This window comes from Solibacillus sp. FSL K6-1126, assembly GCF_038003445.1.
GTDB lineage: Bacteria > Bacillota > Bacilli > Bacillales_A > Planococcaceae > Solibacillus > Solibacillus silvestris.
Genome location: NZ_JBBOPD010000001.1, coordinates 1496479 through 1522734, shown reverse-complemented (window position 1 = coordinate 1522734; position 26256 = coordinate 1496479). Strand labels below are relative to the sequence as shown.

The window sequence follows — 26256 nt, the reverse complement described above, 5'->3', positions numbered from 1 at the left end:
GCCCCAATAAAAGTATACAACATTTTAAACACCGCCCTATTTACTGATAATAATTATCATTTTCATTATATATGCTCTGAAATTGTCTGTCAATACAGTCTCTTTTAAATTTGTTCTATACATATACCGAAGCAACATGTTAATATGAATTAAAAGTCTAGGAAGGAGAAATAAATATTGAGTAATTCGACGCATATTCAAACCATTTTAAATGGGACAATAAATTCATTAAAAACTATATTACCTATGATTATAGATGTAAAATCTCCTTCCATCATAAATGAACCGTATGAACAACTTGAGATGGGTGTGCTTATAGGATTAGTTGGTGATATTAAAGGACGCATTATCATTGACGGTTCACCGGAAAAATTTAGTTCACTCGGCTCTGCAATGTTCGGAATGCCTTTGGAAGGTGCTATGCTGGAATCTTTTACAGGGGAACTCGGCAATATGATTGCCGGTAATTTATGTACATACACGGTCCAACATGATTTGGAGCTTGATATTACGCCACCTACCGTGATGGTTGGACATACGAAATTATATGGTTTTAAGCAAGCATTTAAAATACCCGCAACAATAGAAGGTATTGGAGATTTTGTTATTCTCTATACAATCGATACTGAAGAAGACGAGTAATTAGTATTACCTTTTGTTGACTATTTCAATAAAAGGTTTTTTTATTTGAAGAAATTTACGTATATTAGAACATCTCTACACTTTATCAGAACAATTCACTAGTTTATTTGAACTTGTCAACCCCATTTTAGAAAATATGATCTACTTATTAGAAAATCAGCATTATATTAGACGATTTTTCATTATATTAGAACACCCTTACGTTTATTAGAAAAACCTGCCTCCCAAGAAATTTCTTAACAAAAACCCGTTCGAATAAACGAACGGGTTAAGTAATACTATTGTGGCTCTACTGCCAAAATGTCTACAAAGTTTGGTTTCACTTTTACTTCTTCATTATTTAATAAGATATGAATGTCACCATGGTCATTCGATGTACGAATTAAACGGCCCATTCCTTGTTGAAGTCGAAGCTGCATGAATGGTAACTCCACTTCTTCAAAAGGATTTTGTGCAAATGAACGTTTTGCATCAAACAATGGATCATGCGGCGGGAATGGCAAGTCGAAAATAATAACGCGCGTTAACGCTTCTTCCGGTAAATCCAAGCCTTCCCATAAATGATAGGAACATAATGTCTTCACTTCACCGTTTTGGAACTCACGGACGATTGCCGAAAGCTCACGGTCGCCTTCAAATGCGATATTCAATCGCTCCATTAAACCTACATTTGATTTAAAGTGATTCATTGCCTGTTTTGATTTAAATAAAATTAACGTTTGTTTACCATCTTTTAAAAGCTGCTCTACTTTTGCCGTTTTTTCAGATTGAGAAAGTTCATGTAAATAAATTTTCATTACTTCTTCGTAATCAAACGGTGATGGGACACTGAAGCTTTGGTATTGTTCGATGCCTAAGCTTGATGCGATATAGCTGAAATCCTTATTCACCGAAAGTGTAGCCGATGAGAACACGATTGGCATTTTTTTCGAGAATAATGTTTCGGAAAGGACATCGGTAATTAGGCGCGGCATAATGACGAGCGTCTCTTCGCCATCCGTGTCCTCCAGCCAATCAACAGCATCACCTTGTGCAACAAATATACGAATTGCCGCAACATAATGCTCTAAAAATTCTTCTGCCATATTCAGCTCATATTCAGGAATCATATAGAGTTCCGATTCAAAAACGAATTCTTCCAGCAATTGGTCGACATTTGCAATAACGCGTTCGCCCAACTGGATCAGTCGCTCTGATTTCACAATACGTTTACGTTCTTCTTCTGATTTAATGACATCTTCACGCAACTGGTCAAAAAACAGTTCATGGTGATCTTGTAAATGTTCCATCGCATATAAAGTACGCTCACGGACACCATCTACCATTAATCGTTCCAATAACTCGACAATCGTATAAGCCTGAACTTTATACGTTAATGCCTTTTGAGCTGCATATTCAAGTAAATGTCCTTCATCAAGCACCATCATTGAAACTTCCGGTAATAGCGGCAATTGTCCTTCACGCTCACGTGATTCCTTAGTCGCCAAATGTTCCATTAAGAAATCCTGCGAGCAAATAATAAGGTCCGTCGATTTACGGTAATGGGCACGGTGCAATGTTTGACCGCATCGATTACGTAAATCACAAACCGCACATTGCATGATTGAATTGTAGTTTACTTTCTCCCAGTCTTCATCTGTCACTAACGGATAGTCCGAGCGCTCCCCGTATGGCTGCACCGCAATCATACTGCCTTGTGCATACACACCATCCGGAATTGAAAACGCAATATCATCAATCCAATCTTCCGTTTCCGTTTTTTCAGCTTCTTCAAAACGCTTTAAACATAAATATTGGTCACGTGATTTTGCAAGACGGACATCGATATCAAGTCCTAATACATCACGAAGTTTATGAATATCGCCGCCCTCTTTTACGAGCTGGTCGATTAAAGTTTCATCAGCACAGGCAATTAATGCCGGTTTTCCTGTATAACGCGCATATGATACGGCCGGTAATAAGTAGGCAATTGTTTTTCCTGTTCCTACACCCGCTTCCGCAAATAATACATTCTTTTCTTTTAAAGCTTGCTCTATTTGGTAAGCCATGAATATTTGTTCGTCACGGCATTCAAATCCTCGTTCTGGTAGCTCATCATATAATACGTCACCGAGCCAATCACCTAACGAATCAAAGAAAGTTTTTTCTCTTGAAAGTTCAAAAGGTAAAGATTTTCTCAAATGGATGTTCCCCCTCAATATGAGGCGGAAGGAAACATTACAGTTCCTTCCGCAAATACTAACATTTTACAATTTATATTAAAAAATTCCGTACTCATCATTATACAACGATTTACATAAAAAAGACTAATAATATGCAACAAAAAGAGCGTTCTCCGAAATGTCTTTTCGGACACGCTCTTCGTTATTAATTTTCGCGCTTAGATTTTTGACCCCAATACTGGTATAAATCTGTGCGGATGAATCCGTTGAATAATTTACGCTTTTTCGTCGCTTTTTTACCGTAATGTACTTCTAAGTCTTCCATTGATGACAGCATATACACTGACCACGTAGGGTAATTTTGCATAACTTGTCCAAACTGGCGCAGCATTTTCTCGATTTCTTCCACTTCACCGATACGCTCACCATATGGTGGGTTTGTAACAATAACCCCGTCTGTCAGCTTCGTTGTGAAATCTGTCGCCTGCATTTGCTTGAATGTCAATAAATCGCCAAAGCCTGCTTCAAGTGCATTTTCTTGCGCAATGGCAACCATTTTATGATCGATATCTGTACCGATTATCGTTAATTCCTGATCATAATTCGCTAAAGAATCCGCTTCATCACGCGCTTTATCCCAAATATCCTGCTTCATCCATGGCCATGATTCCGAAATAAATTCACGGTTATAACCCGGTGCAATATTTTGGCCAATCATTGCCGCTTCCAATGCAATCGTTCCCGAACCACAGAAAGGATCTACGAACGGACGGCTTGGTGACCATTTTGAGATTTTTACTAATGCTGCTGCAAGTGTTTCTTTTAATGGTGCTTCACCTTGAGTCGTGCGGTATCCGCGCTTATGCAAACCGACCCCGGATGTATCGATCGTTAATGTTGCCATATCTTTTAAAATCGAAATTTCGATTTTAAATGTCGGGCCGGACTCATCTAAAAATCCTAAACGTTTATATGCAAGCTTCATTCGTTCAACAATTGCTTTTTTCGTGATTGCCTGACAATCCGGTACACTGAACAATGTCGATTTTACCGATTTTCCTGATACCGGGAAATTTGCATCCACCGGTAAGTATTTTTCCCATTGAACCGCTTTTACGCCTTCAAATAACTGGTCAAAAGTTTTAGCAGGGAATTGGGCAACGACGATTTTCACACGGTCTGCTACACGTAGCCATAGATTCGTGCGTGCAATCGCCATCTCATCCCCTTCAAAATATACTTTCCCGTTATCGACACGTGTTTCATATCCTAGTTCACGTACTTCTTCTGCTACGATTGCCTCTAGGCCCATCGCTGCTGTTGCAACTAAATTAAATTTTGTCATGCGTTTAAATCCTTCCTTGATACTCAACTTCCCAAAAATGGATAAAGTCAATTAATTCTTCCATAGGCAAAGGTTTACTGTAGTAATACCCTTGAATATAATCACAGCCCATCGATTTAAGCAGTTCGACTTGCTGACTTGTTTCCACACCTTCTGCCACTACTTTCATTTTCAGGCGATGCGCCATTTGAATAATCGCATCGACAATTGCCTGCTTATCATCAAGCGAGCAAATATGCTGAATGAAGCTGCGGTCAATTTTCAGCACATCGAGCGGGAACCGTACCAAGTAACTTAACGAAGAATACCCCGTCCCGAAGTCGTCGATTGAAAGCTTAAAACCTAACTGTCTTAGCTTTACTAATTTACTCACGGTCTCCTGCGCACTGTTCATCACTGTCCGCTCTGTCACTTCGATTTCAAAACTTTGGGCCGAAGTATTATTACGCTCTAAAATTGTCTGAACCGAATCCAAAAAGCTTTGTTGCTGAAAGTGGATGCTGGAAACATTTACTGCGATCGGAACATTCGGATAACCAGCAGAAACAAGCTGATGATAGCCTTCACATGCAAGCTCAAAAATAAGCTCACTCAATGGGATAATTAAACCCGACTCTTCGGCATGTTCGATAAATTCAGCAGGTGATACAAAGCCAAGTTTCTCACTGTTCCAACGTACCAATGCTTCAATCCCGACAATTTCGTTTTTTCCTGTACAAATTTTCGGCTGGTAGGCAAGCGTAAATTCTCTGTTTTCAATCGCTTTACGTAACTCACTATCAAGTGTCAGCACTCGATTCGAATCCGTTTCCAACTCGTCAAAGTAAAACGAATAGCAATTACGCCCATTATCTTTTGAAAATGACATAGCACGATCTGCACGATTCAACAGCTGTTCTGTTGTCGTACCGTCTGCCGGATAAATACTGATTCCCATACTTGTCGATATATAGACATCCTGATCATGAACTTTAATCGGCGCTTCAAAAACTCTGAGTACCTGTTCCGCAAATTTTGCAGCTTCTCGTGGATGCTGGATATTTGCTAATGTAATGACAAATTCATCTCCGCCAAAGCGCGCTAAAATATCCTTGTTTTTCACTAAAGCCTTTACACGTTTGGATACCTCTATCAATAACTGATCACCAATGGCATGTCCGAGCATGTCATTTACTTGCTTAAAACGGTCTAAATCCATAAAAAGAATGGCATGTTGTATCGGCATCATCTTGTTTTCTGTTACTTCCAGCAATGCTTTCATACGTTCAATATAGGCAAAACGGTTGCAGACTTCAGTTAATGAATCATGAAGAGACCTTTTTTCAAGTTCGTCTTCCACGATTTTACGTTCCGACAAATCAGTAAAAATGCCGCAGTAATTTGTGATTTTCCCTGCCTCATCTTTAATCGCTAGTATTGTCAGCCACTCCGGGTATAATTCACCCGTTTTGCGTCTATTCCAAATTTCGCCTTGCCATATACCTGTCTTGCCAATTTGTTTCCACATATCAATATAAAAAGCTCTGTCATGCACACCAGACTGCAAAATAGATGGTTTTTCCCCTTGCACCTCTTCTAATTTAAAGCCTGTTACAAATTCAAAAGCAACATTAATCGATAAAATTCTTCTATACCGATCGGTAATCATTATACCTTCCGCAATATTTTCAAAAACTCTTTCGATTAATTCTTTTGGGAACTGAGACAGTGCCAGTTCTTGTATGATGGATCTATTAGACTTCAATTCGCTCAAGAAATATCACCCTTAAATAAAAAACAATTTTATATATATATTCACTCCGGCAGAAATAAGTGTTGTTTTATAGATTTTGATCCGTAATCGCCCGTTATGAGCCTTCATTTTTAAAATTATAATAATTTTTTCTACTAAGAAAGGCTCTCCACAAAAGAATGGAGAGCCCTTTTATATGTTCAGAAAAAAGCATCAATAATCAATAAGCCATGTTTTGTTCCTAAGTACTCAAACAGCTTGCGCCTCGTACGATTAGGTAGTAATCATCTATCTACGGCCATGCTGACCGTCCCTCCATCCGTTCAATTCCTTCAGGAGAGTGCCCCTACCATAATTTGGGTTTCTCACTCATGGGGTTTACCTCGTTCCACCTTATAGCTTTCACTATAAGCTCCGTCACTGTGGCACTTTCAGGAAGTTTTGTCCATATCTAAAAGACTTAGGAGTTCCTTCCGCCGTCAAGAGAAATTCTCTTGCCTTACCTTATTTTTTCAGTAAGCACGAACACTACGGGCATCGCAGCACCGTGTGAGCATGGACTTTCCTCTACGACATAAAAGTCGCAGCGATTACTCGAATATTGATGTATGAATAAAGTATACTGCAATAATAGAAAAAAAACAATATTCCCATGAATAGTTTAACTATTCGTAAAGCTTACTCCCGAAAACATGCTTCTCCAAGTTTGAAAGTCGCTTTAAAATATCGAAGTTTGTACTATTTGCTGTTGGAGCAGGAGCTACCGCCGATTTGCGGCTTGAGTTTGCCAGCTCTTGCTTTAAGCGCTCGTTCTCCTCTTCTAAAGAAGCAATCTTTGCAGTAAATGTGTCATAATCTTCACGAATTACATCCAAAAATTGATCCACTTCGTCAATGTTATAACCTTTCATACTCTTTTTGAATTCTTTTTCCAATATATGGTCAGCTGTTAATTTAATATCCATTATTCCTCGTCCTTCCATCACGCTACTTCTTTGATTTATTATAGCATAGGTCTGACAAATGGGACGACTACATATGTTCTAGTTGTCGAAAAATTTTTCATTATTTGTCGAAAAAATTTTTATTTCTTTTATTGGCCAAACGACTAAGCCTTTTCTGCCAATTCTTTTGCTGGTTTTGAAGATGGGTTTCTTTTTGAAACGGGATTTCAGGAAGTAGATTATTCCCTATTTTTGTATAATTGTATGCCTGTTCGTAGTCCTTTACTTTATGTTCATATAGAATGGCTAGCTGTTCGTATGCCTGCAGCTGTTTTCTGACAGGGATTGCCGGAAGGGCTGTTTGAAACGATTGGATTGCCAGATCCGTTTCTCCAATGCGCTTCAATTCATACGCTAAATAAAAATGCGCATAACCGGTATCTTTTGTTTCGAAATGTGCTGTCACTGCCTGTAATATTTCCGTACTAGTTTGCCGCTTTTTTAAATCGCCATACCATTTTCCGATATTCGTATACGTTGTTGCCGATTCTGTTGATATATCATCGAACAATAAATTTGTTGAATGAATATACAAAGTGATCAGCGACAGTAAATCCCATTCATTATGCAACAGTACTTTCATTAACGTTTCCGCATTCCCGCTTTTTACCGCATCAAAATAAATTATCGGTGCTAAATGACCTGGTATATCTCCTTTTCGGTAAAAGCCGAGCTTGTCCTGTTCCACTTGGGTAAGCTTCATACGCGATAAATCATCTTTCCAAAGACGTTTTGTACTATGCAGTAGATCAATTTGCCGCTGTGATTTCAAAGGCGGTAAAAATTGCTGATTCAACGTCCAGCGCACTTGAAGCTGCGGCCAGTCGAAGCTTTTTCCGTTATAGGAAACAATCGTAACATTTCGCTGCCATAGCTTTGATTCAAAAAGAAGTGCCGCTTCATTCGAAGGATCCGCCAATACATACTGTGTTAGCTTAAAACCTTCATCATCCGCCTCCAAAAAACCGAGCAGAAATATGTGGGTACCCGCACCTTTTAAACCGGTTGTTTCTGTATCAAAAAACACTATCGTTTCATTACCGCTTATGGCGAACGGATGATCTTCGGCTTCGAACTTCCAGCGTTTTAAGGAATGAAAAAATTCCCCGAGCTTGTAGTCGCCGTGCTGATAATCAAAAGGATAATGCACTTCCCGTTTAAAAAGCATACCGAATTCATTTTCTACCCGTTCAAGCCCTGCCTGCTGCCACTGCTCGCTATATAAAGGCGGTTCAGGTTTTATGAATTTTGGCTTTTCTTTTTTTTGCTCCGTTTTTTTACCAAGCAGTTTTTTCATTTGCAATAGTTTATTTTCATACGACATGTTCTCACATCATTTCGTTTATTAAAATATTTAATACTTTCATTACTTGTTTTTTGTTTTCACCTAAACTATCCTGCGCACCAATGCATGAAGGACAACCTTGCTGACACGGACAGTTCTCCACATGCTTTGCTGTTCTTTCAAGCAGCGACAGCAATACATCGTACACACGTTCACTCAAGCCGATTCCACCGGGATAACTGTCATAAATAAACAATGTCGGCTTTTCATTATGAATCGCTTTTACTTGCGGGACAACCGACACATCCGACCGGTCACAATGGATGAATAGAGGGATAAAGCTCCCCATTGCATAGGCAGCCCCTGTCAGTGCATCGGTCAGCTGCTCTTCTGTCCAATTAGCCGGTAAGTCAAAGCTCATCCATGTCGCATTTGTATGCATTTCCATCGGAGGAATCGAAATCGGACCGGATCCGATATTATCATGTGTATTAAAACGGATTTTCTTAAATATAGTAGGAATGGCCAGAATACTTACATCTCCGTAACTTACTGTCGAGTTTTTAAATGGTGCCGATTTATCTTCACTCAGCACTTTCAGCTCGACAGCCAAATTCGCATCCGTAAAATAGTCGACATCCACTTCACGAACGAATGCCTTTTTCTCTTCCCAATCGAGCTTTTCAACTTGGAACTGAATCCCCTGGTGCAAATAGATGGCTTCTTCATGTAAAAGAGTCATTGCACTGTACGTATCCATTTCCCCGATTACTTTCGTATTGGCAGGTGTTGAGATATCGATAATGACGACATTTTCCTGTGCGGCAGATCGCAGCGAAATTTCATGAGCCGGGAAACGGTCGCTCATCCAATGCCATTTCGTACTCGTACGCACAAGCACGCCTTCTTCTTCTAAATAGGCTAATAGTTCCTGAACTTCATATTCCCCGTACGTCTCTTCCATCGAGAATGGCAGTTCAAACGCCGCACATTTTAAATGCTCCATTAAAATTAACAGGTTTTCCGGGTTAATACGTGCTTCTTCTGGTGAACTTCCTAATAGATAGCTAGGATTTTGGACAACATATTGGTCCAATGCCGTCGATTGCGCAACATACACAATGAGCGCCTCGTCTTGACGTCTTCCTGCCCTACCCGCTTGCTGCCAGGCACTCGCAATATTCCCGGGGTAACCGGTCATAATACATGCCTGTAATTGGCCGATATCGACACCCAATTCTAGTGCATTCGTACTGACAACCATTTGAATCGACCCAGTCCGCAAGCCTTTCTCGATTTCTCGCCGTTCACTCGGTAAATAACCGCCACGATAGCCTTGAATGGATTCATCCATAATTTTCTTTGCTGTTAATGTCTTTAAATACGTAACGAGCATTTCCACACGAACTCTTGACTTTGCAAAAATAATCGTTTGAATACCCGCTTCAAACAAGCGCTTTGAAATATCGCGTACTTCGAGCACGGCACTGCGTCTAACGCCAAATGTCGGATGGACGATCGGCGGGTTGTAAAAAACAAATGTTTTCTTCCCTACAGGTGCACCTGACTGCTCGATCAGCTCATGCTTACTATTTGTCAGGCTTTCTGCTAATTCTTTAGGGTTTTTGATCGTGGCACTCGTACAAATAAAAATCGGATTGCTTCCATAAAATTCGCAAATACGCTGAAGTCTTCTTATAACATGCGCGACATGTGAACCGAACACGCCTTTATACGTATGCAGCTCATCAATGACGATATACTTTAAGTTTTCAAAAAGGGATACCCATTTCGTATGGTGCGGTAAAATGCCTGAATGCAGCATATCCGGATTTGTCATGACGATATGACCGGCTTTTCGAATTTTTTGGCGAATGCCTGGTGCTGTATCTCCATCATATGTGTAACTTAATATATCCTCATCCATCAGTTCAATCAGTTCATTAAGATCTGATTTCTGATCCTGTGCAAGCGCCTTAGTAGGAAACAAATAAATGGCGCGACTTGAGCGATCTTCTAAAATTTGCTGTAAAACCGGCAAATGGTAGCAATACGATTTCCCCGAAGCAGTCGGTGTAATCGCAGTAAAATGCTTTTGCTGTTGTGCATAGTCGAATGCTTGACGCTGATGGATATAAAGCTGCTCAATGCCGCGCCCATGCAATGCTTTAATAATCGATGGGTGTAGATTGGACGGAAAGTCTGCATACTGGGCCTGTTTTTCATCGATCGTATGCATGGCGACAATATTTTGCTTCATTTCCTCGTCATATTGCCACTCGTCGACAAGCTGGGAAATGGTTCTTTTCTTACTAAGCACCGTCTTCACCTTCCTCAATCTTCGTTGCGAGTAGCTTCAATGTATATTGGGCAGATTGGATTGATTGAATAAACCGTTTTTTGCTCGTTCCTTTAAAGAAAGACTGTACAACAAATTGTTCCATCGCATCGGCTGCGTGGTCAATTTGTTGTACATATAAATTTTTTGGGTACGTACTTTTTATCCAATTTGTCGACTGCTGCTGCCATTCGTGAATACGTGTATGGACTTCATCGACATGTGGCTTGACCTCTTGAAAGAAATCCGGCTCCTTGTCTAAACGTCGCATTTCCTGAAAACGATGTAAACACGCATCACATTCTTCTATTAATTGGTATGTTTTATCTATTAATTGCATAAAGTGCACCTCGAATGATTTCATCTGTTTTAGCCTTGCAGCGGAAATTACTGTAGTTCGCTGCTAAGACAATATTTTAATAGTCTTTGCCCATTCAGGCTAAAGTATATTTGTTCTTAAGTGTATCAAATTCTCATCGTTTGTACTACTTATATGCGAACAGGCATTCTTTACTTGACTCTTTGTTTCTGCTAAGCTAACTTTTTGATAAACTGAGAGTAGATTGGTTAAATGCTCCACTTTCATTCTTAATTGCTCGCGTTCCATTTGCAAAGATAATAATGTTTGTGCCATTTCAACTTGTTCGATTAAGCGTGATAATTTCGACATATAATGCCCCCTTTTCACAATGATTCTTTCTTTTTTTACGGAATCCTTGTCATGTGGCAAAAATAGTGTCCATTCGCTAAAAGAAGTTATATTTTGCATAGCTTTTACAAAATTATTAACGGGTACATTGTTTGTGATACACTATTAAAGTATTATTTCTTCCAGGAAAGAAGGTGATTCCATGGTGATTCGTTATCCAAACGGTAAACTCTATGAAAGTGCGCCAAAGATTGAGACAAAAAAGGAATCCGCCAAATCTCAATCGGTTGCAAAAGAAAAAAATAAAAGAGCCGTCAATTACAGTAACCGTGGAAAAAGCTTAGAAGATGACCTAAATGAAACAAATATGTTTTATTTACATAGGAATATGGCAAATATACACAAGAAACCTGTTCCTATACAAATCGTCAAAGTAGATTATCCGGCAAGAAGTGCTGCGGTTATTAAAGAGGCTTATTTCCGCACACCTTCAACGACGGATTATAATGGCGTATGGAATGGATATTACATTGACTTTGAAGCAAAAGAAACGGATAGTAAAACATCCTTTCCATTAAAAAACATTCACCCTCACCAAATGGACCATATGCATTCCGTGACAAACCAGCGAGGAGTTGCATTCTTCATTGTACGATTCAGCACGTTAAACCGTAACTTTGTCATTTCGTATCATGTTGTGGCAAAATGGTTTTCAGCAATGGGTGAAGGTGGAAGGAAATCCATACCAATCGCCGTTTTTGAGCAGGATGCCATCGAAATTTCCGAAGGTTATGTACCAAGGCTCGATTATTTACAGGCGGTAAAAAAGTTAATCGCAAACTACAATGTTTGTGAAAGTGAGGAGAAACAACGTGACGGAAAATAGAAAAACACGCGAACAAATTAAGCGCGAACGTCAACAAAAAAACAAAAAATCCAGAAAACCGAAAACTTCTGCAGGAAAATGGATTAAGCGCATTGTTTTAGCAATCGTTTTAATTGGGGTAATTGGTTTCCTAAGTGGTGCTGCATTATTTGGCTACTATGTCAGCAAAGCACCTGAATTGGATGAAGATGCATTAAAGGATCCGATCTCGTCGGAGTTTTATGATATAAATGGAGAACTTTTTGCAACAATTGGTGCAGAAAAACGAAATTATGTAAAATATGAAGATATACCACAGCAAATGATTGACGCGATTATCGCAACAGAAGATGCACGATTTTTCGATCACTTCGGTGTTGACTTGTGGCGTCTTGGCGGTGCCGTACTTGCCAACTTCCGTGATGGTTTTGGTGCTCAAGGTGCGAGTACAATTACACAGCAAGTTGTAAAAAACTCGTTCTTTACCAATGAGAAAAAGTTGGAGCGTAAAGCGCAGGAAGCTTGGCTCGCAATTAAGCTGGAACGTCAATATAGTAAAGAAGAAATTTTCGAAATGTACTTTAATAAAATCCTAATGTCAGGTAGAATCCATGGCTTTGGTACAGCAGCAAAAGAATTTTACGGAAAAGAATTAAGTGAACTATCATTGGCTGAATATGCTCAATTAGCAGGGATGCCTCAAAGTCCGAACAATTATAATCCATATAAAAAGCCGGACCGTGCAAAAAAACGTCGTAATATCGTTTTAGGCTTAATGGTTCAGCACGGTAAAATTACTGAAGCTGAAGCGGAAAAAGCGAAAAAGGAACCTATTACAGGTGGGCTCATTCCTGAAGAAGAGCGTGTAGCAAACAATACTACTAAATATCCTGCCTTTTTGGATGTCGTTTTAGCAGAACTTGAAAAAAACGGTGATAGCGAACTGACTTCCGAAGGGATCAAAGTTTATACAACGCTAGACCCAAAAGCACAGACGATTGTAGAAGATTTGATGAACAATGACAGCAACTTCCCTACTGAAGAGATTCAGGCCGGTGTTGCAGTCATCGATACACCAACAGGTGAAATTCGTGCAATTGGCGGCGGACGCAATTACACAGGTGAATTTAACTATAACTTTGCCTACGATATGACAACCCGCCAGCCTGGTTCGACTTTAAAACCTTTAATTGATTATGGTCCTGCCATTGAATATTTAAAATGGTCGACTGGTCAAACTACGGTCGATGAAAAAATTACGTATTCTGGTTCAGATCAGGTTATCGGAAACTGGGATGGCCGCTATTTAGGGACGATGACAGTGCGTGAAGCGCTCTATACATCACGAAATATTCCGGCGGTGAAAACTTTCCGTGAAGTTGGTCCGGACCGCGCCAAAGAGTTTTTAGGCAACTTAGGTATTGAATCAAGCGGATTAACAGAATCTGAAGCTTTAGGTGGAGGACGCGTCAATATTTCTCCTGTCCAAATGGCTGCTTCATATGCAGCATTCGGCAACAACGGTACTTATAATAGTCCGCATGCCATTACTAAAATTGTTTTCCGTGATGGAAAAACTTCAAAATCGTTTAAACCGAAAACCAAAAAAGCGATGAGTGATTATACTGCTTATATGGTAACGGATATTTTACGTGATGTAGTTAGTAACAAACGCAATGCCTCTGCAACACGTGCGATGGTATCAGGCGTTGATATCGCAGGTAAAACAGGTACAACAAACTATGGCTCAGATGAATTTGAAAAGTTCAATTTAAAGAATGGCTCAGTACCAGATACATGGTTTGCCGGGTATACAACAAACTACTCGATCGCTATTTGGGGCGGTTATTCACAGCGTAAAGATGCCATTACAACATGGGAAGAGCGCTGGTTGCCACAAACATTGTTCAAATCGATCATGACGGATTTAAATCAGCATAACCCGTCATCATCATTTAAACAGCCAAGCAGCGTTGTATCAGCTTCGATTGTAATCGGATCGAATCCTTTAAAACTGGCAAATGAATATACACCTGCTACACAAAAGGCAACAGAGCTGTTCGTTAAAGGAACAGAGCCAACTGAATATACAGAGGAATTTGTCCCTCAAACTTTAGATTCACCTACTAGTTTACAAGCGTCATACAATGATGCAGCACAACTGGCAGATGTAACATGGTCACATTCTTCACTTGACGGTTCCGGTGAAGATACGGATCCCGTTACATTTGAAGTATCGATGAAAGTTGATGGCGGTCCGGCAACGGTCATTTCTACGACAAGCGCAACCGCAATTCAAGTACCGAACATCGAACGCGGTAAAGAGTATACATTTACAGTTACAGCGATTTCAGGTGATTTACGAAGTGATCCGGCAAGCGTTGCATTATTCGTGGAAGGTGACCAGATAACAGAACCTGAAGATCCGAATGACTTCATTGAAGATCCGAACGAAGCTGAACAACCTGAACAGCCGGGTAATGGGAACAACAATGGGAATAATGGAAATGGCAACGGAAACAACGGGAACGGGAATGGAAATAATGGGAACGGTAACGGAAATAACGGCAATGGAAATGGCAACGATAATACGGTAGAGCCAGATGAATCCAATCCTGAACCACCAGCACCGAACCAGCCTAGCCCACCCGCTTCAGGCGGCGAAACAAGACCTGAAGACTCAGAAGACGATTAAAATAAAAAACATCAATTTTTCTCATTAAGGGAAAAATTGATGTTTTTTTCTTTTATATATAATTCGCAATTCATGAAATACGTGAAAATAAGCGAAGAAATTTTCAGGTTAGTTTACTTTTTCATTCTCAGTCTTGCACAGCGCTTTTTTGTTTCTTTATAAAGTTCGTCCAATTGACGATAACATGCATATTGCCCAGGACGTGCTTTTATAAACTGCAGACGTTCCATCCCATTTATTGGCATGAGCTCATACTCGCTATGTACTGAAAACGGTGTTTCTGTAATTGAACCGCCCACAATAAACTGTTCAAAATGTTCGATACCTTCCACCATGAATTGCTGTGCTGTTCCATCACGTCGTTCATGGGCTGCATGAATCGTCTCACGCATTGTCTCCCACTCACTGTACCACGCGTCCACCACTTCTTTTGAAATTGCCTCTTGTTGTACTGAAATCATCATATTTTTACCAAACCTTTTTTCAAACGCTTCTGCCCTTCCCTACAGTCATCCAGTAACGGACATGTTCCGCAACCCGGATTTTGCGCTTTACAATGATAGCGACCAAAGAAAATAATTTGATGGTGTGCACGGCTCCATCGTTCAATCGGTGTTTTTTTCATAATTGTTTCTTCTACTTCCAATACACTGTCTTTCCATCGACAAAGTCCTAATCGCTTCGAGACACGCTCTACATGTGTATCGACAGCCATCGCAGGAATATCAAATGCAACCGACAAAACGACATTTGCTGTTTTACGGCCTACACCTGGCAATGTGACTAGTTCTTCACGAGATCCCGGAACTTCTCCACCATATTCATTTATCAGACGTGCACATAGTAATTGAATATTTTTTGCTTTGTTACGGTAAAGTCCAATTGAACGAATATCATTCTGCAGCTCCTCAAGTGACACATTTAAATAATCCTGTGGTGTTTTATATTTTTGAAATAATTGTTTTGTCACTTTATTGACGAGGACATCCGTACATTGTGCAGATAATAATGTTGCAATCGTCAACTCAAACGGATTGTCATGCACTAATTCACAATGTGCATCGGGATACATGCGATCCATCTCATCTAAAAAGTGATTCCACTTTGCTTTTGTTATCATATTAAGTTGAATGTCCTCCTATTCTCGCTCCTCTAACCAGTTATAGAAAGAAACTTTCTCCGTTTTCTGAACCGCATCTTGCTGATGTACCGGTTGAACCGGTGAAGCTGTCATCGTATTTTTCCGGTATTGCTCACTATGTTTTTCAATTTGTGCGAGTGTCTTTATGTTGCGCTTCTTCCACTCGATCAATATACGGTCAATATAGCGTAAGTTCACTTTATCAGCCAGTACCGCTTCTTTTAATGCGGCTTTTATGATTTCAGGACTATGCTGGTCCAAGTCCATCCACATACCGATTGTTTCGATTTCCATTGGGGAAAGCAGGCGTCCCAGCTCTTGTTCAAACAGCTGGAAAATTTTTGCCTCATCTATTTTGTTGGCAGTTGAAACCTGTTGTTGTTCTTTTGACTGCAGCAAATCCAATAGTCGTTCCCATAAAGGATAAATCGAGTATTTCTCGGCAAGCCGTCCAGATTCATCAGTACTTTGAGAAATTTCGACAAAGCCTTTTTGCATTAAGCGTTGTATTATTTGAGAAATAGCCGTCAATTGGAAATTGGTCCGCTGCATTAAATCATTTGGTGTCGGAAAGTCGATGCCTTCCTGTTCGAACGTTAGTAAATGCAGAATAATTAATGCTTCGTCATCTTGTATATTTAGTTCGCTATAATGTTTAAAAAATAATTGTGGAATAGTAATTTGCAATTGCTCCGTCCAAACGCGGATTCGATTAAAATTTTTAGACATAGTTGAATCCCCCTTTGTGCGCTCGTAACGAGAAAACGCCCGGCAAAATTCCGGACGTTTTCTCGTTGTATAAATTAAAATTAATTATGGATATAAACGGTTTAATAAACGTGGGAACGGGATGGATTCACGGATATGCTCTGTTCCGGAAATCCATGCAACTGTACGCTCTAACCCTAAGCCGAAGCCTGAGTGAGGTACTGCACCTTGTTTACATAAATCTAAATACCATGCATATGCATCCATTGATAAGTTATGTTCTTCCAAACGTGACTTCATTAATTCATAATCATAAATACGTTCAGAACCACCGATAATCTCACCATAGCCCTCCGGAGCGATTAAGTCTGCACATAAAACTACATCATCGCGCTCTGGGTGTGGCTGCATGTAGAACGGTTTAATACCGATTGGGTAGCATGTGATAAATACTGGTTTGTCATAATGGTTGGCAATTGCTGTTTCGTGTGGTGCACCGAAATCATCACCCCACTGAATATCATCAAAGCCTTGCTCATGTAAAAACTCGATCGCTTCATCATAAGAAATACGCGGGAATGGTGCTTTCACGTTTTCAAGTTTAGATGTATCACGGCCTAGACGCTCTAAATCAAGCTTACAGTTTTTCAGAACAGATTGTACGATATGTGATACATATTGCTCCTGTACTTCCAAGCTTTCATCATGTTCGACAAATGCCATTTCAGGCTCGATCATCCAGAACTCGATTAAGTGACGACGCGTTTTTGATTTTTCTGCACGGAATGTAGGACCGAACGAGAAAACTTTTCCTAATGCCATTGCAGCAGCTTCCATGTAAAGCTGACCTGATTGGGAAAGGAATGCATCTTCATCGAAATATTTCGTATGGAACAGCTCTGATGTCCCTTCAGGTGAAGAACCTGTTAAAATTGGCGGGTCCATTTTTGTAAAGCCGTTCTCATTGAAAAATTCATATGTTGCACGAATAATTTCGTTACGTACTTTCATGATCGCATGTTGTTTACGAGAACGTAACCATAAGTGACGGTTGTCCATTAAAAATTCTGTACCATGCTCTTTTGGTGTAATTGGGTAGTCTTTAGCAGGACTGATTACTTCGATACCTGTAACATTTAACTCAGCACCGAAAGAAGAACGCTCGTCTGCTTTAACTTCACCAATCACATACATTGACGTTTCCTGTGTCATGCCTTTAGCTACTGCAAACAGTTCTTCGCCTACTTCTTCTTTCACGACTACACCTTGTGCGAAGCCTGAGCCATCACGTAACTGAAGGAAAGCCAATTTACCGCTAGAACGTTTGTTAGCTAACCATGTACCAATTTTTACTGTTTCGCCAATATGATTTGGCATATCTTTAATCATAATTTTTTTCATAAAGTCCTCCAAAGCTTAAGTTGCAGGCTCGCTTAATCTTGCCATTTTGCTTTAACAAATGCATCGATTCGGCGAACTGCCTCTTCTAATAGTTCTAAAGATGTCGCATACGATAAGCGTATTGTCGCGGGTGCACCAAATCCTGAACCTGGAATGACCGCAACATTTGCTTCTGTTAATAGTGCCGATACAAAATCATCCACTGAAGTGTAACCTGTTTTTTCGGCTGTTTCTGAAACATCCGGCAATAAGTAGAAAGCACCCTGTGGCTTTAATACTTTTACGCCGGGAATTGCTGCTAATTTCGGGAAAATCGCCTCTAAACGTGATTCAAACGCTTGTCTCATCTTTTCTACTGTATCCTGCGAGCCGTTATATGCTTCAATCGTTGCATATTGAGCTGTAGTTGTAGCATTTGAAGTAGAGTGAGAGGCTAAATCCGTCATCGCTTTAATGATTGTCGCATCACCAGCTGCATAGCCAATGCGCCATCCTGTCATAGAGTGAGATTTTGCAACACCGTTCACAACAATTGTACGTGCTTTCACTGCGTCTGAAACTTCCGCAATTGAATAATGCTCTACTCCATTGTAAACAAGCTTTTCATAAATTTCATCTGAAACGATTAAAATATCCATTTCTTCTGCCACTTGTGCAAGCTCTGCCAATTCTTCTTTCGTATAAATCATACCAGAAGGATTGGATGGCGAGTTTATAATTACAGCTTTTGTTTTTTCTGTAACAGCATTACGTAATTGCTGTGCTGTAATTTTAAAGTTTTGTTCCTGTGTTCCTTCTACATATACGGGTACACCGCCAGCAAGCTTCACTTGTTCAGGATAAGATACCCAGTAAGGAATCGGGATAATTACTTCATCGCCCTCATTTAAAATAACCTGGAACAATGTATACAGAACGTGTTTTGCTCCGACACCAACGATAATCTCATTTGCTTTGTATGTAAGGTTATTGTCACGAGCCAATTTATCAATAATTGCTTTCTTTAAAGCAGGTAACCCTCCAGCCGGCGTATATTTTGTCAGACCAGCATCCATCGATTTTTTTGCTGCATTTAAAATATTCTCCGGTGTATTAAAGTCAGGCTCCCCTGCACCTAAACCAATTACATCAATACCTTGCTCCTTTAACTCTTTCGCTTTAGCTGTAATCGCTAAAGTAGAAGATGGTGTTAAAGTTTTTACACGATTTGCCAACAATTGTTTCATGTTGCTCTCTCCTCTACAAATTCAATATGCGTTTCCACCATTGCCCGTCTTCAAATAGAAGGTAGACATAATTCAAGCTGCCGGATTCACTTTTATAGGTAATTTCCCATACCGGACCCGGCTCCTCGAATCCTAACTTCATATGAAGAATCTCTTTCACGGCAGTATCATCCTGAAAAACAGACAACGCCTGTTCTTCTGTAATGCCATCCGCTAAAAATACTTCTTGCATTGAATTCTCATCTAAACTCATCGGGACGAAGACTGCTTTTTCCTTCCCATACTCATCCACTCCGAAAACAGTGACATATGGCTTATTCCCATTGTAAACATAGGAATCATCAACAACAGCAAGTGCTTTCGTATCCAGCGCAAAACTTTCCGCCTTTTGTTCTATTTCACTAAACGGTGCATTGGCTTTCCAAAATACGAACACTGAAATAACAAGCGACAAAGATAAAATAAAGACAACCGAAAAGATAATCCAGTTTTTCATAACTGCACCTTGCATTCCGATGTATTTGAATGTTGTTTAAAATTTTGTTTCATTTTTGTCAACCTGCTTTCCTTCCTCATCGTTTTTCATTATACCAATTTCCTAAGCTTTGTACCATACTGTGTAGAGGCAGTTTTTGTATAGAAATTGGCGGTAATGACTCGATAAACTGCTGTCCGTATGATTTTGTTTCAATCCGGCGATCCAAAACGATAAACACCCCTTTATCATGGCTGGAACGAATTAACCGGCCGAACCCTTGTTTGAACCGGATAATAGCATCCGGCAGCGCAAGCTCTGTAAAGGAATTGCGTCCTTGCTGTGTTATATAATTGGCCCGCGCTTTAAATGCAGGCTCTTCCGGAGAAGAAAACGGCAGCCGCACGACAATAACTGCAGACAAACCGTCCCCCGGCACATCGACCCCTTCCCAAAAACTGTTCGTTCCAAATAATACGGAATGATTAAACTTTTGGAAAGACTTTAATAAGCGCATACGGCTTCCGGATGTGACACCTTGTGCAAAAATCATATAGTCGCTTAACAATTCACTTTCCTGTATTAGATTGACCGTTTTACGCAGCATGTCCTGAGATGTGAATAAAACAAAACATCTACCATTCGTCATTCGCACTGTATTTGTGACCGCATGTGCGACCTCTTCAATATATTCGGATTGTGAAACGGCCTGAATGTCCGGCATGTCATTGACAATATACAATTCCGCCCCGTCATAATAACTCGGGTCCGCATGCAGCTTTTCAATCGGGATCGACGGATCGATTCCCAGCTGGTTCGTAATAAATCGCTCATTACTTGGCACTGTTAACGTTCCGGATGTCCAGACGATGCCGCTTTTTTCACGGATTGGATCAAAAAGTTTTCCAATCGTCGATGTCACTTCGATCGGTTTTTTATAAAGCTGGATACTTCCCGGAACACTGCGCTGGTCCAATTCCAGCCAACATGAATAGTCGGGATCCTGGTTTAAAAATACATCATCCCACTCTGCAATTTTAATCGTAAACTCATTGACGATATACTGCCATTGCTCAATTAAATATTCATGCTCTGGCGCAAGCTCCTCCACACTAGAAGTGAACTTCCGTATAAGCTCGGTCGCCTCATCCACCCATTGCTGCACAGTGAGCGAAACTTTTATTAAAACTTCACGCCCCAACTGTAATTCAGAAATGAAGACTTCAATTTTCTGTTGTTTAGACTGGTGATTTGCAACCCTCACTTCTCGAAGCAATGCCGCCATTGCTGTATCAAACGCATTGACCATTTGAATATAGCGCTTTTCCAGCTGATCCAGTGTTTGATAATTCAGCAGCTGTTTCTTAATTGCAACCCGACGAATTTTATAAAACAGCTGTTCATCTTCCTGTATACCAATTTGTCCAAATAAATATTTCCAATTCATATAAGTAAAGATTTTTTCATGCTGATTGATTGCAGCTTGAATAAACTGATGCGCTTCATCAATTATCCATCCGCCTAATGAATTAAAAATCTGCTCATTGCGAACCAGATCACTTAGCAGCATTGCATGATTTGTCACAATAATGTCTGCCTGACGACTATTTTGAATTGCCCGTGAGTAAAAATCATAGAGCGGCATTGTCGTTTTCGGCAATGCGCTCTTTCGGATTTTATCAAGGAGCAGCTGGCCGCCGCCTGACACATTCAGCTCACTTAAATCACCAGTCTCCGTTTTCGCCAGCCAGATCAGTGTTTGCAGTACTGTAAAAGTCTGATCATAGGATTCATCCTGGGTTTTTAGCTCTTTCTCGAACTTTTCAACGTCGATATAGTGATTCATCCCTTTTAATAAAGCCATTTTAATCGGATGGCCAAGTGCCTGTTCCAATATCGGAATATCATTTTGCATAAGCTGATCAAGCAAATGAGAAGTATAAGTACTAATTCCTATTTTTTGATTCGTTTTCTTAGCATAATAAATCGATGGCACTAAATACCCCATCGTTTTTCCGATGCCCGTTGATGCCTCGATAACGTGCTCCGCATTTGTGTTGAGTGCATGCCAAATGCTGTCCATCATTTGAAACTGCTGCGGGCGCTCTTCAAAATCGGGAATTCCATTTAATAATAAAGTCATTTTTTCATCAGTCGTCTGCGGATAAACAAGTTCATCCCCATCACTCTTTGGCGTTGGTGCCATTTTGCGAATTGCGATTTTACGGTAAAAGACATGCCCTTCATCCGTTATTGCTTTGTTGCGTTTGATGACAAGCGCATCAAAAAACAGCTGGGCCAAATCTGTTCTCAAACGGAAAGAACGTTTATGCAATTGTTCCAAAGTAACGAGCGGCAATGTTAACAGCTCTTCCCAACAATGTTTAAGCAGGTACGCTGTTGCGAGTGCATCATCATCCGCGCGGTGTGCACTTTGCAGCACGATATTAAAATCGTTCGCTAAATCCGATAATTTGTAGCTTAACGACATCGGGAACAAAATTTTTGTTAGTTCGACTGTGTCAATTTTCTTGCCGTGCCACTTCGATAGGCCTGCACGGTTAAATTCTGCCTGTAAAAAGTTCAAGTCAAAATCGGTATTATGGGCAACGAATACTGCCCCTTCCAGCAGCTCATAAATATAATCCGCATACGCCTCAAATGGTAAAGCATCTTTTACATCTTCGTCTGTAATATTAGTTAAATCCTGTATAAATAACGGGATCGGTTTTCCCGGATTGATAAATGTAGAATATTTTTTTACGATTTCCCATCCTTGCATAATGACGATCGCGATTTGTATCATACGGTCGCCGCTTGCAGGAGAATGTCCTGTAGTTTCTATGTCGACAATCGCATACTTTTGACTTTCCTTCATTTTTCTTCAACTCACAGTTCAAGTAATATAACGGCATTTTATCATACTGGAGGCGATGAGGTCATGTAATTGGATAGAACGGATGAACGTGGCGGTGGAATGCTGCCATCGTAAATATAGAGTCGATGCCGATATATGAACGTTCTAAATGTTCTAATATATTTTAAAATCATCTAATAAATTTTTATTTGTTCTAATAAAATTACGATTTTCAAATATAACCGCCAACTGTTCGAATAAACATCCATATTGTTCGAATATCATTTCAAGTTCATCTAATATCCACCTAAAGTTTTCTAATATAAGCTCAATTGTTCTATTAAATATTACACGCAGCTTCTCTTTTGCCACTAACGTATTACTTTTCATTTTTTAGGCAAAAAAACCTAGTGCCGCCTCAAGGACAACACTAGGTTAATATACTATGTATAGGTGTGCAGGGGCTCATCTCCCTGCACAATTCAAAAGCTTCCCAGCAAATCCGTGCTGTTGGTGGAGGCTTTTGTTGTGAAGACTAAATCTTCACAGAGGTTTTGGCACCTAAAACATAGAATACAACAATTTAAGGAATCTTTCAACTAGATTAATCCATTAAATTTGAACGATTTCCGAAAATTCCTTTTAACATTGGTGGTGTAACCAATGTTGTAATAATAATTACGATTACCATTGGCGTATAGTCTTCCGCCGGCAGTAAACCACTTGATAAACCCATACCCGCAAGAATCAATGCAACTTCACCACGAGAAATCATCCCTGCACCGATACCTGCAGAAGATTTCCAGCTAAAGCCTGCCAATTTCGCACCAATACCAGATCCGATTAGCTTAGATAAAATTGCAACGATTGAGAAGATCACCAAAAACCAAATATTTTCTGTAATCCCATCAAATGTAACAGATAATCCGATACTAACGAAGAAGAACGGCACGAAAATTCCGCTCGCAATTGGTTCAACTTTATGCTCGACTGTCTCTTTATATGGAGTGCGTCCGATCGCAATACCGATAAAGAACGCTCCGATAATTGTAGCGATACCAAAGTAATGCTCACCTATGTATGCTAACGCAAAACAAGCAATAAGCGCTCCGCTTAACAGTGCTTCCGTAACTTTCAGACGGCTGAACGCTTTTAGGAACGGTGGAATAACCCATCTCATTACAACAAATAATAAAACAAAGAAGAATACTTTTCCGCCGATTAATACTGGAATTGAAACATCATCCCCTACAAGGAAACTCATTGCAATTGCGATTAATACTACGACGATAATATCATCCAGTACGGCAGCACCTAATAATGTAGAGCCTTCTTTACTCTTCAGCCAACCGATTTCGCTTAATGTTTGAACTGAAATACTAACTGATGTAGCAGCTAATGTTAGTCCGATGAAAATTGCCTGACCTTGTGTAAGTCCAAATGCCAATGCTAGCGGATAACTCATAGCAATCGGTAAAATGACCCCGCCAATTGCAACAAAAATTGCCCCTTTCATATTTGCATTTAAATCTTCCAAATCGGTTTCTAAACCGGCTAAAAACATTAATAGAATAACCCCTATCTGACTGAATGTTTGCATAACTTCACTGTCAGTAATCCAGCCAAGCATAGCAGGACCGATAATAATACCGATCAGGATTTTCCCAAGTACTGAAGGTTGCCCTAGACGCACTGTAAAATGCCCTGCTATTTTTGTTGCCAATAGTACGATAACTATTTGAAAAATAAACATAATATCCCCCTTTTACTATAGAAAAAGGCATGGTGCCGCCAGTTTTGACTGACTCCACCATGCCTCGCTTCATATAAGATTAGTTTTATTTTAAACAATAAAAAAGGAAAAAGCAATAACATTTTATCATTATCTGAATATTCCTTATTCAATAACAAAGAGATAGATTAGAAAAAACCCGGCAATACTTCTCGTTGAAAATATTGATTTTTTCTTAACCAAACATTTAAAATATGGCGATGTGTCAGCAGCTTTCTCCGTGAAGCATGCCTTCTTTGCGCTTCCTGCAGACTTTCGAGCAATATCCGTGTTTCCGTCAGACATTGTTCCGGATCAGTAATTACTTGTAAAGCCGGACTAATAAGCCTATGTTCCTGCAAAAGTGCAAGCACTTTTGCAAACTCTTGTCCCATCGCAATATAGTTTTCTTCTATATTAAAATCAATACATTGATATAATGTGTTTTCCACTTCTTTTTCTACAAGCTCCATTGACTGATTTTCCATATGTCACCTCATGTTGGAATTGTATACAACAAGTATAGTAGAATTCAGCACAATAAAAAAGAAATTGGATCGAAAAAAAGCTACGGAGCATCTTATCTGCACCGTAGCAACAGGTTATTTTGCATGAATTGCTTTTCCGAAAACCGAACGTGCCGCATCTCCAACATGTTCACTCACTGTCGGATGCGGGAAAATGAGTCTTGCCAGATCTTTTACTGATCCTCCCAATACTTTTGCCGCCAGTATGGAGTTAATCATTTCTGTAGCTCCATCACCAACGACACATGCGCCGTAAATATCGCCTTCAGGACTCGCTACAAACTTCATAAAGCCCTGTGTATTACCTTCGAGCAGTGCTTTAGGGTTTGTAGGTAAATACATCTTTGTAACAATACTATCTGCAGGTGCTTCATGCTCCAGCATGCCAAATGTTGCAATTTCAGGATGCGTATAAACGCATCGCGGGATTTCCTGCTGATTGATCACTTTCGGATGCTTCCCTAAAATATAATCCACTGCATGTACCCCTTCTGCGCTTGCAGAGTGGGCAAGCTGGAATCCGCCAACTAAATCCCCTATCGCAAAAATACCGGGAATACTCGTTTCATAATGGTTATTCACTTTGATTAAACGACCATCCATTTGCATTTCCAGCACTTCCGCGATTTCAGTGTTTGGACGGCGCCCTGTCGCAAACAGTAAATTTTCGAACGGGAAATTTCCGATTGATGTTTGAACATATTCAGCATGGATTTCTTCGAACGTAAAGTCTGTCACAAGTTCGATTCCCAGCTGTTTCATTTTTTCTTTAATAATCGGTCGTGCATCCGGTTCTTCTGTTTGCAATATATCTTTACTATGGTTTAATACGGTTACTTTTGTTCCCATTGGCGCTAGCGCAAATGCCATTTCAATTGCAATGACCCCGCCTCCGATAATTGTTAATTGTTTCGGCAGCTCCTGGATCGAAAAAAACGTATCGGTTGTATGATAATTTGCATTTTCAAGCCCTTTAAATGGCGGAACAAATGGGCGGCTGCCTGTTGCTAAAATGACATGATCTGCTGTAAATGCCTGATTACCGATAATCACTTTTCGTTCTGCGGTTACAGTCGCTTTCCCCCGAAACATAGTAATCTGCGCATTTTCGATAAACGTTTCAATATTTGATAATAGTTCGTCAACAACTCGATCTTTTCGCTGCATTAACTTCGGAAAATCAATATTAATCGTCGGTACTGTCACACCCCAATCCGTCCCGCGCCGAATTTCCTGTACCAATTTGCTATGCTCAAGCATAATTTTCGATGGAATACAGCCGACATTATAACAAGCCCCGCCGACTTTATCTTTTTCTACAAGCGCTACTTTCAGCCCGCTTTTTGCCGCATGAATTGCTGCAACATATCCACCGGGACCTGCTCCAATAACAGCTAAATCAAAGTTTTCCATATATACCACCTCATTTTTCA

21 protein-coding genes and 1 other RNA gene are annotated in these 26256 nt (G+C 40.0%); 3 read left to right on the top strand and 19 right to left on the bottom strand.

Annotation, left to right across the window (positions count from 1 at the left end; all coding sequences use genetic code 11):
- Window positions 1-177 precede the first annotated feature (177 nt).
- The gene (locus tag MHH44_RS07365) at window positions 178-642 is read left to right on the top strand and encodes a chemotaxis protein CheX (RefSeq protein ID WP_340798165.1); all 465 of its coding nucleotides are present in this window, start codon (window positions 178-180) and stop codon (window positions 640-642) included.
- Between the two features lie 278 nt (window positions 643-920).
- On the opposite strand, the gene MHH44_RS07360 is transcribed toward MHH44_RS07365, so the two are convergent.
- The 9 genes from MHH44_RS07360 to MHH44_RS07320 all read right to left on the bottom strand — a co-directional run bounded on the left by MHH44_RS07360 (window position 921) and on the right by MHH44_RS07320 (window position 11178).
- Window positions 921-2822 carry an ATP-dependent DNA helicase gene (locus MHH44_RS07360; RefSeq protein WP_340798164.1) on the bottom strand — a complete coding sequence of 634 codons (1902 nt, stop codon included), beginning with the start codon at window positions 2820-2822 and terminating at the stop codon, window positions 921-923.
- Window positions 2823-3009: 187 nt separating this feature from the next.
- Window positions 3010-4149, bottom strand: a complete 1140-nt coding sequence (locus MHH44_RS07355) for a THUMP domain-containing class I SAM-dependent RNA methyltransferase (protein WP_340798163.1) — start codon at window positions 4147-4149, stop codon at window positions 3010-3012.
- Between the two features lie 4 nt (window positions 4150-4153).
- Window positions 4154-5902, bottom strand: a complete 1749-nt coding sequence (locus MHH44_RS07350; RefSeq protein WP_340798162.1) for a putative bifunctional diguanylate cyclase/phosphodiesterase — start codon at window positions 5900-5902, stop codon at window positions 4154-4156.
- A gap of 198 nt (window positions 5903-6100) precedes the next feature.
- Window positions 6101-6483: RNase P RNA component class B (gene rnpB / locus MHH44_RS07345), an RNA gene on the bottom strand.
- Window positions 6484-6546: 63 nt separating this feature from the next.
- Complete coding sequence (gene gpsB, locus MHH44_RS07340; protein WP_008404845.1) at window positions 6547-6846, bottom strand: cell division regulator GpsB; 300 nt, start codon at window positions 6844-6846, stop codon at window positions 6547-6549.
- Between the two features lie 100 nt (window positions 6847-6946).
- Window positions 6947-8209 (bottom strand): ribonuclease H-like domain-containing protein, encoded by a 1263-nt coding sequence (locus MHH44_RS07335; protein WP_340798161.1) that lies wholly within the window; start codon window positions 8207-8209, stop codon window positions 6947-6949.
- A 4-nt stretch (window positions 8210-8213) separates the two neighbouring features.
- On the bottom strand, window positions 8214-10490 hold the full coding sequence (locus MHH44_RS07330; protein ID WP_340798160.1) for a DEAD/DEAH box helicase: 2277 nt from the start codon (window positions 10488-10490) through the stop codon (window positions 8214-8216).
- Window positions 10483-10848: a YppE family protein gene (locus tag MHH44_RS07325; protein ID WP_008404849.1), complete on the bottom strand. Its 366-nt coding sequence runs from the start codon at window positions 10846-10848 to the stop codon at window positions 10483-10485. Before MHH44_RS07325 ends, MHH44_RS07330 begins: the two co-directional genes overlap by 8 nt.
- Before the next feature lie 99 nt (window positions 10849-10947).
- Complete coding sequence (locus tag MHH44_RS07320) at window positions 10948-11178, bottom strand: hypothetical protein (RefSeq protein ID WP_008404851.1); 231 nt, start codon at window positions 11176-11178, stop codon at window positions 10948-10950.
- A gap of 181 nt (window positions 11179-11359) precedes the next feature.
- Here MHH44_RS07320 and recU point away from each other — a divergent pair, with 181 nt between their 5' ends.
- Both recU and MHH44_RS07310 read left to right on the top strand, forming a co-directional pair.
- The gene (recU, locus tag MHH44_RS07315) at window positions 11360-12043 is read left to right on the top strand and encodes a Holliday junction resolvase RecU (RefSeq protein ID WP_340798159.1); all 684 of its coding nucleotides are present in this window, start codon (window positions 11360-11362) and stop codon (window positions 12041-12043) included.
- Window positions 12030-14717, top strand: a complete 2688-nt coding sequence (locus MHH44_RS07310) for a PBP1A family penicillin-binding protein (RefSeq protein ID WP_340798158.1) — start codon at window positions 12030-12032, stop codon at window positions 14715-14717. Before recU ends, MHH44_RS07310 begins: the two co-directional genes overlap by 14 nt.
- 113 nt (window positions 14718-14830) lie before the next feature.
- Here MHH44_RS07310 and MHH44_RS07305 read toward each other — a convergent pair whose 3' ends face one another.
- From MHH44_RS07305 to lpdA, 10 genes are all read right to left on the bottom strand, one after another.
- Window positions 14831-15181, bottom strand: a complete 351-nt coding sequence (locus tag MHH44_RS07305) for a YpoC family protein (RefSeq protein ID WP_340798157.1) — start codon at window positions 15179-15181, stop codon at window positions 14831-14833.
- The gene (gene nth / locus MHH44_RS07300) at window positions 15178-15837 is read right to left on the bottom strand and encodes an endonuclease III (RefSeq protein ID WP_087618177.1); all 660 of its coding nucleotides are present in this window, start codon (window positions 15835-15837) and stop codon (window positions 15178-15180) included. Before nth ends, MHH44_RS07305 begins: the two co-directional genes overlap by 4 nt.
- Window positions 15838-15855: 18 nt before the next feature.
- A complete protein-coding gene (locus MHH44_RS07295) occupies window positions 15856-16587 on the bottom strand; it encodes a DnaD domain-containing protein (protein ID WP_087618178.1) in 732 nt (243 codons plus the stop codon).
- An 84-nt stretch (window positions 16588-16671) separates the two neighbouring features.
- Entirely contained in the window at window positions 16672-17967 is a 1296-nt protein-coding gene (gene asnS / locus MHH44_RS07290) for an asparagine--tRNA ligase (protein ID WP_087618179.1), read from the bottom strand.
- 32 nt (window positions 17968-17999) lie between these two features.
- Window positions 18000-19193, bottom strand: a complete 1194-nt coding sequence (locus MHH44_RS07285; RefSeq protein ID WP_339264150.1) for a pyridoxal phosphate-dependent aminotransferase — start codon at window positions 19191-19193, stop codon at window positions 18000-18002.
- Between the two features lie 13 nt (window positions 19194-19206).
- The gene (locus MHH44_RS07280) at window positions 19207-19689 is read right to left on the bottom strand and encodes a cell wall elongation regulator TseB-like domain-containing protein (RefSeq protein WP_008404867.1); all 483 of its coding nucleotides are present in this window, start codon (window positions 19687-19689) and stop codon (window positions 19207-19209) included.
- 76 nt (window positions 19690-19765) lie between these two features.
- Window positions 19766-22546 (bottom strand): ATP-dependent DNA helicase DinG, encoded by a 2781-nt coding sequence (gene dinG, locus MHH44_RS07275; protein ID WP_340798156.1) that lies wholly within the window; start codon window positions 22544-22546, stop codon window positions 19766-19768.
- Window positions 22547-23129: 583 nt separating this feature from the next.
- Window positions 23130-24278, bottom strand: coding sequence for a cation:proton antiporter (locus MHH44_RS07270; RefSeq protein ID WP_014824291.1), 1149 nt, complete (start codon window positions 24276-24278; stop codon window positions 23130-23132).
- A 167-nt stretch (window positions 24279-24445) separates the two neighbouring features.
- Complete coding sequence (locus MHH44_RS07265; RefSeq protein WP_014824292.1) at window positions 24446-24784, bottom strand: hypothetical protein; 339 nt, start codon at window positions 24782-24784, stop codon at window positions 24446-24448.
- A gap of 114 nt (window positions 24785-24898) precedes the next feature.
- Complete coding sequence (gene lpdA, locus MHH44_RS07260) at window positions 24899-26236, bottom strand: dihydrolipoyl dehydrogenase (protein WP_340798155.1); 1338 nt, start codon at window positions 26234-26236, stop codon at window positions 24899-24901.
- Window positions 26237-26256: the final 20 nt, after the last annotated feature.

What these genes read in the sequence shown, in the direction of transcription:
- asnS (WP_087618179.1), bottom strand. Translation starts at nt 17,967, where the DNA reads ATGAAAAAAATTATGATTAAAGATATGCCAAATCATATTGGCGAAACA.
- lpdA (WP_340798155.1), bottom strand. Translation starts at nt 26,236, where the DNA reads ATGGAAAACTTTGATTTAGCTGTTATTGGAGCAGGTCCCGGTGGATAT.
- MHH44_RS07270 (WP_014824291.1), bottom strand. Translation starts at nt 24,278, where the DNA reads ATGTTTATTTTTCAAATAGTTATCGTACTATTGGCAACAAAAATAGCA.
- nth (WP_087618177.1), bottom strand. Translation starts at nt 15,837, where the DNA reads ATGATAACAAAAGCAAAGTGGAATCACTTTTTAGATGAGATGGATCGC.
- dinG (WP_340798156.1), bottom strand. Translation starts at nt 22,546, where the DNA reads ATGAAGGAAAGTCAAAAGTATGCGATTGTCGACATAGAAACTACAGGA.
- gpsB (WP_008404845.1), bottom strand. Translation starts at nt 6,846, where the DNA reads ATGGATATTAAATTAACAGCTGACCATATATTGGAAAAAGAATTCAAA.
- MHH44_RS07280 (WP_008404867.1), bottom strand. Translation starts at nt 19,689, where the DNA reads ATGAAAAACTGGATTATCTTTTCGGTTGTCTTTATTTTATCTTTGTCG.
- MHH44_RS07265 (WP_014824292.1), bottom strand. Translation starts at nt 24,784, where the DNA reads ATGGAAAATCAGTCAATGGAGCTTGTAGAAAAAGAAGTGGAAAACACA.
- MHH44_RS07285 (WP_339264150.1), bottom strand. Translation starts at nt 19,193, where the DNA reads ATGAAACAATTGTTGGCAAATCGTGTAAAAACTTTAACACCATCTTCT.
- MHH44_RS07305 (WP_340798157.1), bottom strand. Translation starts at nt 15,181, where the DNA reads ATGATGATTTCAGTACAACAAGAGGCAATTTCAAAAGAAGTGGTGGAC.
- MHH44_RS07355 (WP_340798163.1), bottom strand. Translation starts at nt 4,149, where the DNA reads ATGACAAAATTTAATTTAGTTGCAACAGCAGCGATGGGCCTAGAGGCA.
- MHH44_RS07335 (WP_340798161.1), bottom strand. Translation starts at nt 8,209, where the DNA reads ATGTCGTATGAAAATAAACTATTGCAAATGAAAAAACTGCTTGGTAAA.
- MHH44_RS07325 (WP_008404849.1), bottom strand. Translation starts at nt 10,848, where the DNA reads ATGCAATTAATAGATAAAACATACCAATTAATAGAAGAATGTGATGCG.
- MHH44_RS07295 (WP_087618178.1), bottom strand. Translation starts at nt 16,587, where the DNA reads ATGTCTAAAAATTTTAATCGAATCCGCGTTTGGACGGAGCAATTGCAA.
- recU (WP_340798159.1), top strand. Translation starts at nt 11,360, where the DNA reads ATGGTGATTCGTTATCCAAACGGTAAACTCTATGAAAGTGCGCCAAAG.
- MHH44_RS07320 (WP_008404851.1), bottom strand. Translation starts at nt 11,178, where the DNA reads ATGTCGAAATTATCACGCTTAATCGAACAAGTTGAAATGGCACAAACA.